This window comes from Corallococcus sicarius (assembly GCF_003611735.1).
Taxonomy (GTDB): Bacteria; Myxococcota; Myxococcia; order Myxococcales; family Myxococcaceae; genus Corallococcus; species Corallococcus sicarius.
This window is the reverse complement of record NZ_RAWG01000041.1, coordinates 1-17334: the sequence shown is the minus strand read 5'-3', so window position 1 is coordinate 17334 and position 17334 is coordinate 1. Positions and strand designations below refer to the sequence as shown.

Annotated in this window: 8 protein-coding genes; 6 read left to right on the top strand and 2 right to left on the bottom strand. The window is 65.9% G+C overall.

From position 1 onward, the window contains the following. Positions 1-60: 60 nt before the first annotated feature. Entirely contained in the window at positions 61-1578 is a 1518-nt protein-coding gene (gene sinK, locus D7X12_RS08965; RefSeq protein WP_158620008.1) for a hybrid histidine protein kinase/response regulator SinK, read from the bottom strand. A 158-nt stretch (positions 1579-1736) separates the two neighbouring features. Between sinK and D7X12_RS08960 the strand changes: the two genes are divergently transcribed. Then, entirely contained in the window at positions 1737-2126 is a 390-nt protein-coding gene (locus D7X12_RS08960; RefSeq protein WP_120624848.1) for a demethoxyubiquinone hydroxylase family protein, read from the top strand. A gap of 56 nt (positions 2127-2182) precedes the next feature. Here D7X12_RS08960 and D7X12_RS08955 read toward each other — a convergent pair whose 3' ends face one another. Further along, on the bottom strand, positions 2183-3559 hold the full coding sequence (locus D7X12_RS08955; protein ID WP_120624847.1) for a diguanylate cyclase: 1377 nt from the start codon (positions 3557-3559) through the stop codon (positions 2183-2185). 51 nt (positions 3560-3610) lie between these two features. On the opposite strand from D7X12_RS08955, the gene D7X12_RS08950 reads away from it, so the two are divergent. The 5 genes from D7X12_RS08950 to D7X12_RS42310 all read left to right on the top strand — a co-directional run. Beyond that, positions 3611-4426 (top strand): chemotaxis protein CheW, encoded by an 816-nt coding sequence (locus D7X12_RS08950; protein WP_120624846.1) that lies wholly within the window; start codon positions 3611-3613, stop codon positions 4424-4426. Positions 4427-4544: 118 nt separating this feature from the next. Next, the gene (locus D7X12_RS08945) at positions 4545-5810 is read left to right on the top strand and encodes a response regulator (RefSeq protein WP_120624845.1); all 1266 of its coding nucleotides are present in this window, start codon (positions 4545-4547) and stop codon (positions 5808-5810) included. Positions 5811-5863: 53 nt separating this feature from the next. Further along, positions 5864-9388, top strand: a complete 3525-nt coding sequence (locus D7X12_RS08940; protein WP_120624844.1) for a valine--tRNA ligase — start codon at positions 5864-5866, stop codon at positions 9386-9388. Positions 9389-9397: 9 nt separating this feature from the next. Beyond that, entirely contained in the window at positions 9398-10282 is an 885-nt protein-coding gene (gene nadC, locus D7X12_RS08935; protein WP_208718899.1) for a carboxylating nicotinate-nucleotide diphosphorylase, read from the top strand. A gap of 1650 nt (positions 10283-11932) precedes the next feature. After that, on the top strand, positions 11933-17334 hold a 5402-nt coding region (locus D7X12_RS42310; RefSeq protein WP_158620007.1), incomplete at its 3' end, for an RHS repeat-associated core domain-containing protein.

Here is a 17334-nt window from a genome sequence, read left to right as displayed (position 1 = left end):
CCTTCCGGCTCCGGTGGACCCAGCGCAAGCAGCGCGGGGTGCCCGGGGCCGGACCCTTTTTCAGGGCAGCGCCTTCTTGAAGGCGAGCCCCAGCTCGCGGCTGAGCGCCGAGGCGTCGGAGATGAGCTTGGGCAGGCACGCGGCGGCCCCGGCGCGCAGGCTCGCGAGCGCCGTCTCCATGGTGAGGTGCTCGGCGAGGACGACGAAGGGCGCCCCCTGGCTCAGGGCCTTCGCCAGCTCCAGCGCCTTCTTCCCGTAGGCGGGCGCGAAGTCCCACGACACCACCACGCCCACGGGGGCCTCCAGCGCCGCCACCTCCGAACTGGAGAGGATGCGCGCTTCCAATCCCAGCAGGGTGAGCGCCTCTGTGATCTGGCGCGCGGTGGCCGGGTTGTCCTCCAGCACGTCCACCCGGCGGGCCGAGGGGCTCACGGTGGGCGCGGGAGGGGCCGGGGGCGCCAAGAGCCCCTGGCGCAGCAGCGTGCGCACCTGGCGGATGTCGTCGAAGGGCTTGAGCAGGTAGTCCACCACGCCCAACTGCAGCGCCTGCTGCGTCGTCACCAGCGACGGGTAGCCCGTCATCAGGATGACGCGCGAGGCGGGGTTGAGGCGCCGCGCGTGCTGGGCCAGCTCCAGGCCGGACAGGCCGGGCAGGTTCTTGTCGGTGACGATGAGGTCCACCGGGGTGGAGCGGAGCAGCTCCAGCGCGGCCTCGCCGGTGGCCGCTTCAATGACTTCACACTCCTTGTCCATCAGGTCCTTGAAGACCGTCCGGATGATGGCCTCGTCGTCCACCACCAGCAGGCGCTTGCGCTGCGGCAGGGGCGCGTCCGTGGGCGGGAAGAGCACGCGGAACACCGTGGCCGGGGGCGGCACCTCGCGCAGCACGGTGGGGGACACGAGTGAAATCTGCGCGTGGTGCTCCTGCGCGATGCGCCGACAGACGGCGAGCCCCAGGCCGGTGCCGCGCTTGTTGGCGGTGACGTAGGGCTCGAAGATGCGCTCGCGCAGCTCCGCCGGGATGCCCGGGCCCCAGTCCGACACGTACAGCGCCACGGAGGCGCCCTCGCGCGCGAGCGTCACCTTCACGCGGCCCCGGCCGGCCATGGCGTCGCGCGCGTTGTTGAGCAGGTTGAGCGTCAGCTGCTCGATGAGCCGCGCGTTGCCCTGGATGGTGAGGTCCTCGGGCGCGTCCACCTCCAGGGAGATGCGCGCCGAGTCCGGGTTGACGCCGAACACCTTCGCCGCCGCCCAGATGGGGGCCGCGAGGGACTGGCGCTGCTGCGGGGCCGGCCGCTCGCTGGCCAGGCGGATGAAGTCGGAGACGATCTGCTCCATCCGCTCCACCTGCGCGAGCAGCAGCTTCAGGGGGCCGCTGGAGCCTCCCTCCTCGGCCAGCAACTGGGCGTACGCCTTGGCGCCCAGGAGGGGCTGGCGCAGCTCGTGGAGGACCTCGGCGGCGACCTGGTGGGTATGGGCGTTGGCCCGCTGCAGTGCCACCGCCGCGAGTCTGGCCGCAGGCAGGTCTCCTGCTTCCAGGGCCTGGAGCAGTTGAGCAAGCGGCGAGGGGGTCTCCATGCCCGGGAGCATGGCGGAGGCAGGTGTCCACGCGCAACGCACCCCCGGCGGGAATCGGTTGACCCGGCCGCCCGTCGAACGGATGCTCGCGGCGCCTTCAGTCCGGGTCGGGAACATCCGCACGCCCGGTGGCTGGTCCCCCTGTCGCAGAGGTCCGCATGCCGCAGACGAACCCGTTCCACTCGCTGGTGCCCCGGAAGCTGACGGACTCCGAACTGGCCCGCTCCATCCGGCTCAACATCGAAGCGGAGCTGGACGCCATCAACCTCTACGCCGCGCACCTGGACGCGACGGACAACGAGGACGCCAAGGCCATCCTGCGCCACGTCATGGACGAGGAGCGTGAGCACGCGGCCCTCTTCTGGCAGCTCATCGCCCGGTTGGATCCCGAGCAGGCCCAGCACGACCGCGAGGCGTCGCAGAAGTACCGCCTCATCACGTCCGGCGCGTCCCACGAGGAGGTGGAGTCGGTGGGCGAGGGCGGGGGCACCGCCGCCGTGGATCCGGAGCTGCCCAAGCGCCTCACCGTGGGCAGCCTGCGCAAGTAGAGGCTCCCGAGCCTCGAAGCCTCGGAGCCCCGGAGCTTCACGCCCCGGGTGACGCTTCAGCCCTGGGGTGGCGGGCCCTGGCGGCGCTCGGCCGGGGTGGCTTCCAGGTCCTGCGCCGCCATGTAGACGACGTTCCGGGTGCCGCGCTTGCCGCGGTACATCGCCCGGTCGGAGAGATCCAACAGGTGGTCCTTGTCCTGGGCGTGCTCGGGGAAGCTGGCCACGCCGATGCAGGTGGTGAGCTTGAGCGACAGCCCCTCGCGGCCCAGGAACTGGTGGGTCTCCATGGTGCGGCGGATGCGCTCGGCCACCTTGAGGGCGCCGCCGGAGTCGGTGCCGCGCAGGAGCACCACGTACTCGTCGCCGCCGAAGCGGGCCACCACGTCCGGATCGCGCACGCAGCCCTTGAGCACGCGCGCGGCCTCCACCAGCACGCGCGAGCCCACCAGGTGCCCGTGCGTGTCGTTGATGGCCTTGAAGCGGTCCAGGTCCAGGAACAGCAGGGAGAAGGGCCGCTGCGTCTGCACGGCCTCGTTCACCTCGCGGTCCAACACGAGCTGCAGGTAGCGCGTGTTGAACAGGCGGGTGAGATCATCCACGTACGCCAGGTCCTCCACGGCGGCGAAGCGGCCCAGGTTGCGCAGCGCGAGCGCCCAGTTGCGCACCAGGAAGCCCACCGTCTCCGGGTGGTGCTCCGGCGGCGCGCTGTCGTGGAAGAGCACCGCGTGGCCCAGCACCGACTCGCCGTCCACGGCGGGGAAGGTGAGGGTGCGCGGCCAGGGCACCTGCAGGCCGTCCAGCCGGGTCGGCTCGCGCGTGGTGGCCAGTCGCTCCACGAGCAGGGGCACCAGCGTGTCGTGCAGGTCCGGCGGCAGGCCCCGCATGCCGTGCGAGCGGAAGCCCGACGAGGGGTCGCGCTCCAGCAGCATCACCGCGGAGGCGTTGGCCATGGACTCCAGCGCGTCGGAGGTGGCCGTGGCCAGCCGGTCGCGGTCGAGCGTGGTGGCGATGCGCTGGCCCGCCTCCAGGAGCGCGACGTGATGGCGCAGCGATGCGTTCTCCCGCATCAGGTCGCGCGTGGTGAGCGCGCGGCGCAGGGCGTGCTGCAGGGCCTCCGGCGCCACGGGCTTGACCAGGTACTCCGCCGCGCCGCTCTTGATGGCCCGCACCGCGGGGGCCACCTTGTCGAGCGCGGTGATGACCACCACCTCCACGCCGGGGTAGCGATCGCGCACGTGGCGGAGGATCTCCATGCCGTCGCCGCCGGGCAGGATGAGGTCCGTCACCACCGCGTCGAACCGCTCCGCGGCGAGCGCCGCCTTCGCTTCCGCCACGGTGGGCACCGCCGAGACGATGTGTCCTGAGGCCGTGAGGTAGTCGCCGTAGAGGCTGCGGGCGATCTTTTCGTCGTCGACGAGGAGCAGTCGCGCCATGACTGTTCACGGCTTAGCACCAAGCCCCTGAACGCTGCTAGGGTCACCCCCGTGTCGCCTTTTGAAAGCGGACGCCGGCTCTGCCTGCTGGTTGAAGCCGGTGAGACGCGTTACGCCGTGGAGGCCACCTCCGTGATGGAGGTCGCCATGCCGGGCGCGCGCGGAACGAGCCTGCGTGGCGTACTCGAGGTGAAGGACCTCTCCGCGCTGCTCGGCGGCGCCCCCGAGGAAGTGCCGGGCATGGTCGTCGTCCTGGACGTCAGCCCCACGCTCGCGGTGCGGGTTCGCTCGGTCGTGGAGGTGGCGGACGTCGCGCGGGATCCGTTCTTCCTGCTACCTCCGGGACTCGCGGATTCCCTGGCGCCGTTGAGCCGGGGCGCGGTGCTGCACAAGGACCGGCTGTACCTGGAGCTCATCGTGGAGGCGCTGCCGCACCGGGTGGGCCCGCGGCCGGTGCCGCCGGAGCTGCGGCCCGTGCACTGGGCGGACGTGCCTCCGGAGCGGGCGCTGGTGCTGGAGTCGCAGGGCGTGCTCTTCGGAGTGCCGCTGGGCTGTGTCTCCCAGGTGGTGCCGAAGGGGGTGTCCTTCAGCGTGCTGCCGGTGCAGAGCGGGCCGGTGGCGGGCGTCTACCCCCACGCGCAGGCGCTGTGGCCCATCTGTTCGGTTCCGGCGCTGTTGGGGGCGCCGGCGAAGGTGGAGGACCTCTTCGTCCTCACGGAGATGGCCGGACGTACGGTAGGGCTGGCGGCCACCCGGGTGCTCGGTGTGCTTCAGAAGTTCAAGCCCGCCGAGCTGATGGGCACGTTCAAGGCGCCAGGGCTGCCGGATCCCGTGATGTTCCTGGACCTGCAGCGCATGTTTTCTTGATCGGCCAAGAGCGCGCCCCCTAAGCTTCTCCGATTGACACAGGGCCGGCAGGCAGGCTTGCTCGCCCGAAATCTCAAACGAATTCAGGGGGGTATGCGCCCCCCGAAGGCCGGAGCCGATGCCCAAGAATCTACTGATCGCCGACGACTCGCTCACCATCCGCAAGGTGATCGGGATGATCTTCGCGACGGAAGACTTCCAGGTGACCGCGGTGGACAACGGGCTGGACGCCATCACCCGCACGCGCGAGCTGCGTCCGGACGTGGTGCTCGCCGACGTGATGATGCCGGGCAAGAGCGGCTACGAGGTCTGCGAGGCGCTCAAGAACGACCCCTCCACCCAGGCCATCCCGGTGCTGCTGCTCGCCGGCACCTTCGAGGCGTTCGACGAGAACCGCGCGAAGGCCGCCCGGGCGGATGACCACATCACCAAGCCCTTCGAGAGCCAGATCCTCCTCGACAAGGTGAAGGCGCTCGTCGGCCAGAAGTCGAACACGATGCCGGCTTCCGCCGCGACGCGCGTGTTCCCCCAGGCCGCCACGCCCATCGCGCAGCCGCCCGCCGCCGCGCAGCCGCCCGCCGCCGCGCCTCCGGGCGCCCGTCCGCCGGGTCCTGGCGCGCCGCCTCCGGGCGCGCGTCCTCCCGGTCCGGGCGTGCCGCCTCCGGGCGCGCGTCCTCCGGGTCCGGGTGTGCCGCCGCCTCCGGGCATGGCGCGTCCGCCTCCGGGCGCTGTTCCTCCGGGTGCGCGTCCTCCCGGTCCGGGCATGCCGCCTCCGGGCGCCGTTCCGCCGGGTGCGCGTCCTCCGGGGCCGGGCGTGCCGCCTCCGGGCGCGCGTCCTCCGGGTCCGGGTGTCCCGCCGCCTCCGGGCATGGCGCGTCCGCCTCCGGGTGCGCCGCCTCCGGGCGCGCGTCCTCCGGGTCCGGGTGTCCCGCCGCCTCCGGGCATGGCCGCGCGTCCCGCGGGCCCTGGCGCTCCGAACATCCCGGGCGGCTTCCCGCGTCCTCCCGCCGGGGGCACGCCGCTGCCGCCTTCGCACCCCGCGGCGGTTCCGCCCGCGGCCCGCGCGCGGGATCCGTTCGGGCTGGGCGCTCCGTCCGCGCCTCCTCCGGCCGCCGTGCAGGCCCGCACGGAGAACCTCCGCATCGAGGACTCGCTGCCCGAGCACACGGAGGAGATCTCCCTCGACCTCGGTGGTCCCGCGCCGGCCGCGGCGCCCGGGCGTCGTCCGGCGGATGGCGGCGAGGCGCTGCTGCGTGAGGCCCTGTCGAAGGCGTCCCGCGAGGTCATCGAGAAGATCGCCTGGGAGGTCGTACCGCAGCTGGCGGAGACCATCATCCGGCAGGAGCTCGAGCGGCTCATCAAGGACCGCGAGACCCAGCATTGATTCGCAGTCCCCCCTGATTCCCCGCCGGCCCCGTCGGGGGCCGGCCGCTTTCAATGACTGACACGACTGAACTGTCCAAGGCCTACGAGCCCTCCGAAGTGGAGGCGCGGTGGTACAACCACTGGCTGGAGCGCGACTACTTCCGCGCCGAGCCCACTTCCGCCAAGCCGCCGTTCAGCATCGTGCTGCCGCCGCCCAACGTCACGGGCAGCCTGCACATCGGCCACGCGCTCACCGCGACCATCCAGGACATCCTCGCGCGCTGGAAGCGGATGAGCGGCTTCAACGCGCTCTGGCTGCCGGGCACGGACCACGCGGGCATCGCCACGCAGATGGTGGTGGAGAAGGAGCTCAAGAAGTCCGAGGGCAAGAGCCGCCACGACCTGGGCCGCGAGGCGTTCCTCGAGCGCGTCTGGACGTGGAAGGGCAAGTACGGCGCGCGCATCGGTGAGCAGCACCGCTACCTGGGCGCGTCGCTGGACTGGAGCCGCGAGCGCTTCACCATGGACGAGCAGTCGTCGGCCGCGGTGCGCGAAGTCTTCGTCCGCCTGTACGAAGAGGGCCTGATGTACCGGGCCCAGAAGCTCATCAACTGGTGCCCCTCGTGCCGCACGGCCTTGAGCGACCTGGAGGTCGAGCACGAGGAGAAGAACGGCTCGCTCTGGCACATCCGCTACCCGGTGAAGGACAGCGACCGCACGCTCACCGTGGCGACGACGCGCCCGGAGACGCTGCTGGGCGACACCGCCGTGGCCGTCCACCCGGACGACCCGCGCTACCTGGGGCTCGTGGGCCTCTCCGTGCGGCTGCCACTGACGGACCGGGACATCCCCATCGTCGCGGACGCCGAGCTCGTGAACATGGAGTTCGGCACGGGCGTGGTGAAGGTCACCCCCGCGCACGACTTCAACGACTACCAGACGGGCCTGCGCCACAAGCTGCCGATGCTGTCCATCCTGGACGAAGCGGCGCGGATGACGAAGGACACCGGCAAGTACGCCGGCCTGGAGCGCTTCGAGGCGCGCACGCAGGTGCTGGCGGACCTGACGGAGCTGGGGCTCCTGGAGAAGGAGGAGCCGCACAAGCTGAACGTGGGCACCTGCCAGCGCTGCGCCACGGTGGTGGAGCCGCGCTTGTCGCCGCAGTGGTTCGTGAAGATTGAACCGCTCGCGAAGCCGGCCATCGAGGCGGTGGAGCAGGGCCGCACGAAGTTCGTCCCCGAGTCCTGGACGAACACGTACTTCCACTGGATGCGCAACATCCACGACTGGTGCGTGAGCCGCCAGCTGTGGTGGGGCCACCAGATTCCCGCCTGGTACTGCGCAGCCTGCAGCCCCCCGGGTGAGGAGCGGTCGCTGGATTCGTCGGCGGTCATCGTGTCGCGCACGGCGCCGGAGTCCTGCCCGAAGTGTGGTGGGAAGGACCTGACGCAGGACCCGGACGTGCTGGACACGTGGTTCTCGTCCGCGCTGTGGCCGTTCTCCACGCTGGGCTGGCCGAACCAGACGCCGGAGCTGAAGACCTTCTATCCGACGTCCGTGATGGAGACGGGCCACGACATCATCTTCTTCTGGGTCGCCCGGATGATGATGATGGGCCTGCACTTCATGGGGGATGTGCCCTTCCGCACCGTGTACCTGCACGCGATGGTGCGCGACGAGAAGGGCGAGAAGATGTCCAAGACGAAGGGGAACGTCATCGATCCCCTGGACGTCATCCTCGGCGCCAAGGTGGACGCGCTCCAGCCGTCCTTGCGCAACCGCTTCCCGCAGGGCATGCCCGCGTTCGGCGCGGACGCGCTGCGCTTCACGCTCGCGTCGCTCACGCAGCAGGGCCGGGACATCAAGCTGTCGATGGACCGCCTGGGTGGCTACAAGGCGTTCTGCAACAAGCTGTGGAACGCCAGCCGCTTCGCCCTGATGAACATGGGCGACTTCAGCCTGGACGCGACGCCGCTGGAGGGCCGCACGCTGACGCTGGCGGACCGGTGGATCCTCTCCCGGCTGCAGAAGGCCACGGAGGAGACGCGCGCGTCGCTGGAGGTGTTCGGCTTCGCGGAGGCCGCCTCCACGCTGTACCAGTTCCTGTGGGCGGAGTTCTGTGACTGGTACATCGAGCTGGCGAAGGGCTCGCTGTACGGCGAGGACGCGCAGGCGAAGGACACCACGCGCGGGGTGCTGGTGTACTGCCTGGATCGCATCCTGCGGCTGATGCACCCGTTCATGCCGTTCATCACCGAGGAGATCTGGCAGAAGCTGCCGATGTCCCGGCCCACGGAGAGCATCTGCATCGCGGCGTACCCGGAGCCGGACGCGGCGCGCGTGGATGCGGCCGCGGAAGCGGAGATGGCGCCGGTCATCGCGGCCATTGAAGGCCTGCGCACGCTGCGCGGTGAGAGCAACCTGCCGCCGTCCGCCAAGGTGAAGGCGGTGGTGCAGAGCCCGGACGCGACGACGCGCGAGCTGCTGGAGCGCTGGCGCGCGTACCTGATGCCGCTGGCCGGCCTGTCGGAAGTGCACGTGGGCCCGCCGGGCGCCAAGCCTCCGCAGGCGGCGGCGTTCGTCAGCGGCAACCTGGAGATCTACGTCCCCCTGGCGGGGCTCGTGGATCTGGACGCGGAGCGCGACCGGCTGAAGAAGGAGATCGCCCGCGCCGAGCAGGAACTCACCAGTGTGCAGCGCAAGCTGGACAATCCGAGCTTCGTGGCCCGTGCTCCGCCGGACGTGGTGGCGAAGGACAAGGCCCGGGTGGCGGAGCTCCAGGAGCGCACGGTCAAGCTGCAGGATCACCTCCAGCGCATCGCCCCGGAGCCCCCCATGTCCGAGTCCGAGACGCCGTCGCCGTTACCGGGAAGCACCGACCCTGAGTCCTCCACGCTCGAAGCCTCTGAGAGCGCCCACGTGAAGGTGGCCACCGAGCCCAAGGCGTCGAAGGACGACGTCAACCTGGGCCAGGAGCTGAAGGGCGAGATGGAGGCGGAGGCCGCCGGGGAAGCCCCGAAGGCCGCCGACCCCGTGGTGGAGGACGCGCTCAACAAGCTGCGCGAGGGCACCAAGGAAGGGCTGTCCGCCGCGGATCACCACGACCTGGGCGTCGCGTACATGAGCATGGGCCTCGTGGACGACGCGATGCGCGAGTTCGACCGGGCCAAGGAGGGTGGCGACACCCGCGAGGCTCCGGAGGCGTCGGCGGCGCCCGTGAAGAAGGCGGGCAAGAAGGCCGCGCCGGCCCGGAAGGCTCCGGCGGCGAAGGCTCCGGCCACGAAGGCCCCTGCGAAGAAGGCTCCGGCGAAGAAGGCCCCCGCGAAGAAGGCGGCAGGGAAGAAGAGCGCGGCGAAGAAGGCCCCCGCGAAGAAGGCGGCGGGCAAGAAGGCTGCGGCGAAGAAGAGCACCCGGGGCAAGCCGGCCGCGAAGAAGGCGGCGGGCAAGAAGAGCGCCGCGAAGAAGGGGAGCGCCCGTAAGGCGCCGGCCCGCAAGACCTCCGCGAAGAAGGCGGCGGGCAAGAAGGCCGCGGCGAAGAAGCCTGCGGCGAAGAAGTCCACCCGGGGCAAGCCGGCGGCCCGCAAGGCCCGTCGGTAGGAGGCGGAAGTGCAGCAGGATTATCTCGATCGGCTCATCGCGTTGTCCCTCGACGAAGACCTGGGCGCGGCGGGGGACGTCACGTCGTTGGCGGTGGTCCCCGCCGACGCGGAGGGCAGCGGCGAGCTGGTCGCGAAGGAGCAGATGATCATCGCCGGCCTGGACGCCTTCGTCCGCGTCTTCCACATGGTGGACGCGGAGGTGGAGGTGGAGGTCCTCAGGCGCGACGGTGACGAAATCAAACCGAAGGTGGTCGCAGCGCGCGTCCACGGAAAGCTGCGCGCGCTGCTCGCCGCGGAGCGCACCGCGCTCAACCTGGTGCAGCGCGCGGCGGGCATCGCGACACTGGCCCAGCAGGCGGTGACGGCGGTGCGGGGCTCGAAGCTGCGGGTGCTCGACACGCGCAAGACGCCGCCGGGCATGCGGGGGCTGGCGAAGCACGCGGTGCGCATGGGCGGAGCGTCCAACCACCGCTTCGGCCTCTTCGACGGCATCCTCATCAAGGACAACCACATCGCGGCCGTGGGTGGGGACATCACCGAAGCGGTGCGCCGCGCGAAGCTGAATGGCCCCCGGCTCGTGAAGGTCGAGGTGGAGGTCACCAACTTCAAGCAACTCGCGGAGGCCATCGCGGCGGGCGCGGACGTCATCATGTTGGACAACATGGACGACCCGCAGATCCGCGAAGCGGTGAAGCTGACGGCCAACCGTGTCCCCATCGAAGTCTCCGGTGGCGTCACGTTGGATCGGCTGCCCCGGCTGGCGAAGCTGGGCGTGGACTTCGTGTCGATGGGCGCGCTGACGCACTCGGCGCGGGCCATGGACCTGTCGCTGGAGATCCAGACGACGAAGAAGTCCACGCGCAAGTCACGCTCGGCGGCGCCGCAGGGCTGACGGTCCTCAGTTCAAGTTGAGAAGATGGGCAGGCCGGGTCGGCGAAGACTGACTCGACCTGCCCATTGACGTTGTCAGGTTCGCGTACCTCGGAATGTCCCCTTGAGTGAGGACTCCCTGGAGGGTGCAGCGGACACGCACGGAAGAGGACGCCGGACTCTCCGGGCCAGCTCCCCACGGAAGGGCCATTTCCCTTCAAGGATCGGGGGGTTGACCGTCTGGTATGCGACCCTGTACGAGTCCAGGTTCAGGCGCTCCCCACCCAACCCGTCAATTTCCAAGAAAGCCAGCAAAGGCTCAGGCCGAAGCTTGTCCATCATGTTCAATGTCTACTCAAAAAGCTGGTTGTTCATCACATTGCTGGCATTGCTGCTGCCTCAGGGCAAGGCCTGGAGTGCTGTCTGCAGCGCGGGTGATGAAGCCGGCTGCTCATTGAGCAATGGCTGTCCTGGAACAATGACATGCTTTGGCGCAGGCTACTGGTCAAGGTGCAGTGCGTCCGAGGGAATTGGCTCAGGATCTTGTACCGGGTGCGGAGGCGCAACGGGCAAGGTTGTTTGTAGCGATAGCGGCCTCGTCCTTGCGTGCAAGACCTCCGATGCGGAAATATGCAACAACTGTGATGATAATGCCGATGGATTGATTGACAATCGGCCGGGACAGGGCGCTCGAACCCTGACGCGAAGCTGCAACCGGACGGGGACTCCATGCCCTGTCGGGGGAACCCAGAGTTGCACGAACGGCACTTGGGGAGCCTGTGCGGGCTGTGCCGGAAGCGTCGCCTGCACCAACTGCAATAAAAACGGAACCCAGACTTGCGATGCCTCCTGCAATCTCGGCAACTGCGTGGTCGGCGCGGAAGATTGCAATGCCTGCGATGACGATGGTGACGGTCGAATCGACAACGTCCCTGGAACAACCCAGAACCTATCGCGCCCGTGCCAGACTGCGGCCGGATGCTCTATTGGCGGCTCCCAATCATGCAATCCAGCCTATGGATTTTGGGGGTCTTGCTGGGGATGTTCTGGAGTGGGCTCCTGTACGGGCTGCGGAGGCAAGCCGGGGATGGCCCAGTGCAACTACTTCTGCACTGCGGATGGCGTCACCTGCAACGTGGGAGCAGAAACCTGCAATGGGTGTGACGACAATGCTGATGGCCTCATTGACAATGCAGCAGGCACCGCTCAGCCGCGCTCACTGACCCAGGCATGCATCGTCGAGGATGGCGAGTGCCGCGTGCCCGGAAAAAATTATTGCACGACAGGCTACTATGGAGTCTGCACGTCCAATGTTCCTGAGCAGTGTAACGGCGCTGACGACAACTGCGATGGGAACATCGACGAGCTGGTGTGCCGGGCACAGGCTGGCGGGAGCGGAACATGCGTGCGCACCACGTGTGAAACCCAGGGTTCTTCGTGCGGCGTAATCAGCGACGGTTGTAGCGGTACTCTGGATTGCGGCGCGTGCCGAGCAGGGCTGGTCTGCCAAGGCAACGCATGCGTCCCGAGTCCGTAGTGCGTTACGCGGCCAACTGATTTTACAAGCTTCTCCTGAGGGGGAGATATGTCCCAAATGAATCGACTAAGTCAAAGCAGCTTGGACTTGGTGCGCCCGCGCCAAGGCCTCAAGAAGAGGGCTGCGGCATCGCTCATGATGCTGGTCTATCTCCAGGCCGCACTTGCCGGTTGCCTGGACGGACCGCAATCCGAAGAAGTCGGAAACGAACGGTGGAGCACCCCGGCACTCTCAGCCGCCCTGACTCCTCCGGAGCCAGGTAGCATTCTTCCTACGGAAGTTGACGCGGACGGGTACGCGGCTGGCTCCATGGCGGGCAGTGCAGAAGTGTCCATGACGGGCGCTTCCACCTATACAGTTCCGCTCTGGACTCCCCCCTCAAGAGCCGGGATAGGGCCATCCCTTGCACTGGTCTACAGCAGTCAGTCTGGCGTGGGATCAGCCGGGTTCGGTTGGGATCTGGCAGGTATCTCCAAGGTGAGCCGCTGCGGAAGGTCGGTAGCTCAGGACGGAATCACCGCAGACCCGACCTTGGAAGACGGCCCTCAAGGCGATCGCTACTGCCTGGACGGTCAGCGACTTGTTGTCGTCAATGGTGGCTACGGCACGGAAGGCTCTGAATACCGCACTGAGTTCAATGGGCATGAGAAGATCCTCGCTTCGAATTTCACCGAAGGGGGGCCGAGCTTCTTCAAAGCCTATCAACGGGACGGAACGGTCAGGACCTACGGCCCGATCGCCCCGGGCTTCAAAACCCGCGTGGACTACAATTCGCTGACAGACAGTTATGTCCGCAATGTCGTCAAGCTCGCCAGGTTCGAATGGGGGCTGACCCGGATTGAAGACACGATGGGCAACTACATGACCATCGAGTATTCGATCACCGGAAGCTCTCAGGCGGGAGCCGAGATCTTGCCCTCGGTGATCCGGTACACAGGATCTGCAGGGAACCTACCGCGCAGCCCGACTCGCAAGATCGTGCTTGAGTACGGTGACGATCCATTCAAGACGGATCGTTGGGTGTCCGGGTACAAAATTCGCCATGCGAAGCGACTCACCAAGGTTTCGATGTTTGGCCCGGCCCCCGAAACGGAAGGCCTGCTCAAGGAGTACCGGCTTAAGTATAGGACGGCATACCACGCGCGCGAGACCGCCAGCCTGTTGGTCGGAGTTGCGGAGTGCGACGGTGCAGATCCGCAAAGATGCCAGGAAGGTCTTGTCTTTGACTACGATGTTCCTCCCGCCACGATTCGCAGTGAGTCGATCAGCTTTACCTATCCCAAGGTGACGGCTGGAAGTCCACAATGCTACTTCGGAGATCTGGATGGGGATGGGAGAGATGATGTTTTGTATAAAGAGGGGGACTTTCGATATCACTACAGACTGAGTACAGGCTCGGGATTCGGTCCGTCAATTCTTGCCGAAGGTCTCCCATTAATTCCTTACAAGTCATTCTCTGGCTCTGTAACGCTGGATGAGCTTACGGGCGAAGGCAATCCGATGGTCGATATCGATCGGGATGGCAGGGCCGACCTGATGCTCACCAGCTATATTTGGACAAGCCCAAGCTCTGGTCAGGCTGCAAATGCGCTCTACTTGGGCAAGAAAAACGCAAGTACGGGAAATATTGAATTCACTTCGGTCTATTCCGAGTCATTTCGGTCGCGGACTGCGATGCAGCATTGGCGAATTGCTGATGTGGATGGTGACGGTAATCTTGAGTATGTCGGCTATGATGAGTCGGGCCCCTCTCCGGGTATTGTCTATCGCAAGTACCTGCCAGGAGCTGGCTTTGGTAGTCCTTCAGTTTTGACAAACTGGCCTGCGGCCACACCAAGGCGTGATTTCCAGTCTTTCATGGTTGGGCGTGAGGGAAGGGTGGGCTACGGAGACGGGCGCTTTGCGGTCATCGGGCCAGGGGGATTGGAGCGGGTTGATGGCTACTCAGGACGACGGAGTAGTGATGATTATTTCTACCCCATGGATGCTAATGGTGACGGCCTTCAGGACTACCTTGTCCTGAGTGCGGTTCAGAACAGCATTGAGTCGCGGGCGTGCTACTCAATCAATACGGGCAATGGATATGAGGAGCCCGTTTGTGACGCGGTGAATAAGTACTACGTCCTGGCTCAGCGTCATGTGATCGCGGATCTGAATCGCGATGGGCGGGACGAACTCTACCAGATGCGCGCGGATGGTTCGTTTTCAGGAACCCCCTACCACTATTCGATCGACCAGACTGGCACTGCCTGGAGGCAATACTCAAGGCCTGAGGACGCGGCAGTCATTGATGGCCGGCATCCTGCTCGGATCGCCGACGTGAATGGCGATGGTGTCCCAGACACTTATGGGTGCACCTCTTCGGCTGTCCTGGTTGATATTTCGAAGGGTGCGCAGCAGCCGCTCCTGCTGAAGGTGACGCAGGGGGCGGCATTTGCGTCATTTGAATACGGACACACAGGTGATCGGGCCGTCTATACGCCAGCCGAGCACTGGTTTCCCCAGCAGAACATCGTGCCAATGCACCGCGGTACCTGGGTGGTCAAGCGGACGACGGACGGAATTGGCTCTTCAGTCCAGAACGCTGCGACGTACAGCTATGCTGGAAGCCGGATGAGTCTGCTTGGCCGTGGGTGGCTCGGGTTCATGGAGAGGCGGGTCCTGGATGAGGTGACAGGGGCCAAGGTCACGACCAAGACGCAGACCGGGACGTCTGCTGCGATCTCGCTGCCATCGAGCGAAGCTTCCGAAATCACCGTGGATGGAGTGCGTCACTCAAGCAACCGTTCCTGGACCTTCGAGTTCATGCAGGATGGATCAAATAGGCTGATACGTGTCAACACGTCAGAGTCTGTCTGCTTGAAGAAGCCCGATGTGATTGAGGACTGCTATCGCTACAATAATGCGTCCAGCTACTTCGACGGGTTTGGTAACCTGGCGTCATCCTCGGCTCAGGTGATCTGGGATGGCAAGATGAACCGCCAGCAGAACTCATATCTCTATGAGCCTGCGGACCTTGGCCGTTGGCTGGTGTCGCGCCTCCGGGACGCAAAAACCGTATGGACGGATTCGGAAGGCCGGAGGGCAGAGCAGCACGTCGTATACACCTCCAATGCTACGACGGGGCTTGTCGAGGAGGAGACGCGTGCTCCGGACTCGACAAGCCCCTCTGAGTGGCTGAAAACACGAATCTACTACAATGAGTTTGGACTGCCGGACTCATTGGAGTCCCGAGACCTTCTAGGGAAGGTTCGGACCTGGAGCATGGGGTATGAAATGGCGGATGGCATCTTTACAGGTTGGGAAGATGCCGGCGGCGTCCGTACAGAGATGGAATACCATCGTGGTTTTGGTGTGCCCATGCGAGTACGCGATGGCAATGGAGACGAAACAACATTCAGCTACGATGGGTTCGGTCGTGAACGGAAGATGGATGTCATGGGCGCAGGGGATCGGCTGACGTCCTATGCGCGTCGGCTTGGCGGTGGGGGGATCCTGACCCGAAGTGTCATGGGGGGGCAGACTCTTAGGACCGAGTTGGACGCTCTGGGGCGCTCTGTGCTGCAACAGTGGAACCGGGGCGGTCCCCAGCTTGAGCCTGTCTATGTTCAGACTGAGTACAAGACGGATGGAAAGGTGTGGCGTGTCAGTCAGCCGCATACGGCCAACGAGACGCCGCTGTTCACCTACTTCGATGAGGATGCGCTGGGGCGCCCCAAAAAGCTCACGCGGCTGGATGGGAGCTTCAGGACCTGGAGCTACGACCTGCTCACCTCCGAGGTGACGGATGAGGCTGGCCGACGCTATCGGACGACGCTCGACGGACGCGGGAAGGTGGTCTCGGAGAGCAAGCTCCTGCAGAGCGGAACCACGTCCGTGAGTTACTCCTACGGTGTCCGCGGCGAGCTGCGCGAGGTGCGCGATGAGAATGGAAATATCACCTCGCTTGAGTACGACGCCCTGGGACGACAGACGGCACTCGTGGATGCTGACCAGGGCCGTACGGGCGTGGGCTTCAACGCCTTCGACGAGGTGATTCGCCGGACCGATGCGCTTGGCGTGACGAGCATCGAACGCGATGGGTTGGGACGACCCCAGGACGTTACGTCTCCCGATGGAGTTACCCGGTATGCCTGGGATGGTGCCGCCGGCTCCCATGGCAGTGGAAAGCTGGAGTCGGTCGTCAGTCCTGACGGCGTGAGAACGGAGTACCTGTATGACTCGATTGGCCGGCCCGCAGAAACCACGTGGGTCGTGCAAGGACAGCGTTTCTCGCTGGCGACCACCTACGATGATTACGGTCGTCCCCTGACGCTGTCGTACCCGTTGGTCGGTCCGACGGGCAGTGCCTCCCGCCTAGTGGTCCAGAAGACCTATGACGGCGTTGGCAATCTGGCCTCCATCAAGAACGCAGAGACGGGGTTCAGCTATTGGACGGCGCTGGAACGCAACTCCCTGGGGCAGATTCCACGGGAACTGTATGGCAATGGCGTCGGCGCGAGCAGGGTTTTCGATAAAACGGGGACGCTGAGATACCTGGAAGCTTCAGGGCTGGGCCAGGTGCAGCAGCTTGCGTTCAAGTTCTCCGTGGATGGGAACCTTGAGGAGCGGCATGACCTGCTCAATGGTACGTCCGAGGATTTCGAGTATGACGACTCGGATCGGCTGAAAGCCTGGAAGGTGACCCAGCATGGAGCCATCTCCAGGCAGGAATACACCTATGACTCGATCGGAAATCTGAAGACCCATCCTATCGTGGCGGGACCTGGCTTCACTTCGACGTTCGGTTACGGTGGCCCGAGGCCCCATGCTGTGACGAGCCAGACCCAGAAGGGACTGACCCGTCAGATGGACTATGACGCAGTGGGCAACCAGTTTGCCAATGGGAAGGGGCAGACGATTCAGTACACGTCGTTTGATCTTCCTGCCCAGGTATCGCGTGGCCAGGAGACAACTCACTACAAGTATGACGGGGCGCATCGCCGTGTCTTGAAGGTCCTTCCCAATGGGGATGAGACACTGACGCTGGCGGATGTATATGAGCGACGCGTTCAGGCCGGCTTGACGAACCATGTGTTCAGCCTGAAGGCCGATGGCGCGCTGATTGCCCAGGTCCACTGGCGCGAGGGAAGCGCTGGGGCCGTCGAGAGCGAACAGGTCTTCTATATTCACGCAGACCCCCTTGGAACCCCTTCGGCGATAACGGATGCGCAGGGGCAGGTGGTTGAGCGGATGAACTTTGCTCCGTTCGGGGGCCGTCAGGCCCTGAATGACTTGGCCCAAGAGATGGATGTGCCATCCTTCCTCAGAAATGGCTTCCAGGGTCACTCCATTGATGATGAATCGCAACTCGTGAACATGAAGGGGCGGATGTACGATCCAGCCCTGGGTGCATTCCTGACACCTGATCCAGTTGTTTCGAGTTCGCTTAATCGCTACCGGTTTGGGCTTAACAATCCGCTCAAGAATACGGATCCTTCCGGTTTCGATGTCGTGGGGTGGGGTTTGAATATTTTTCGGAGGATTGGCGGGGGAGG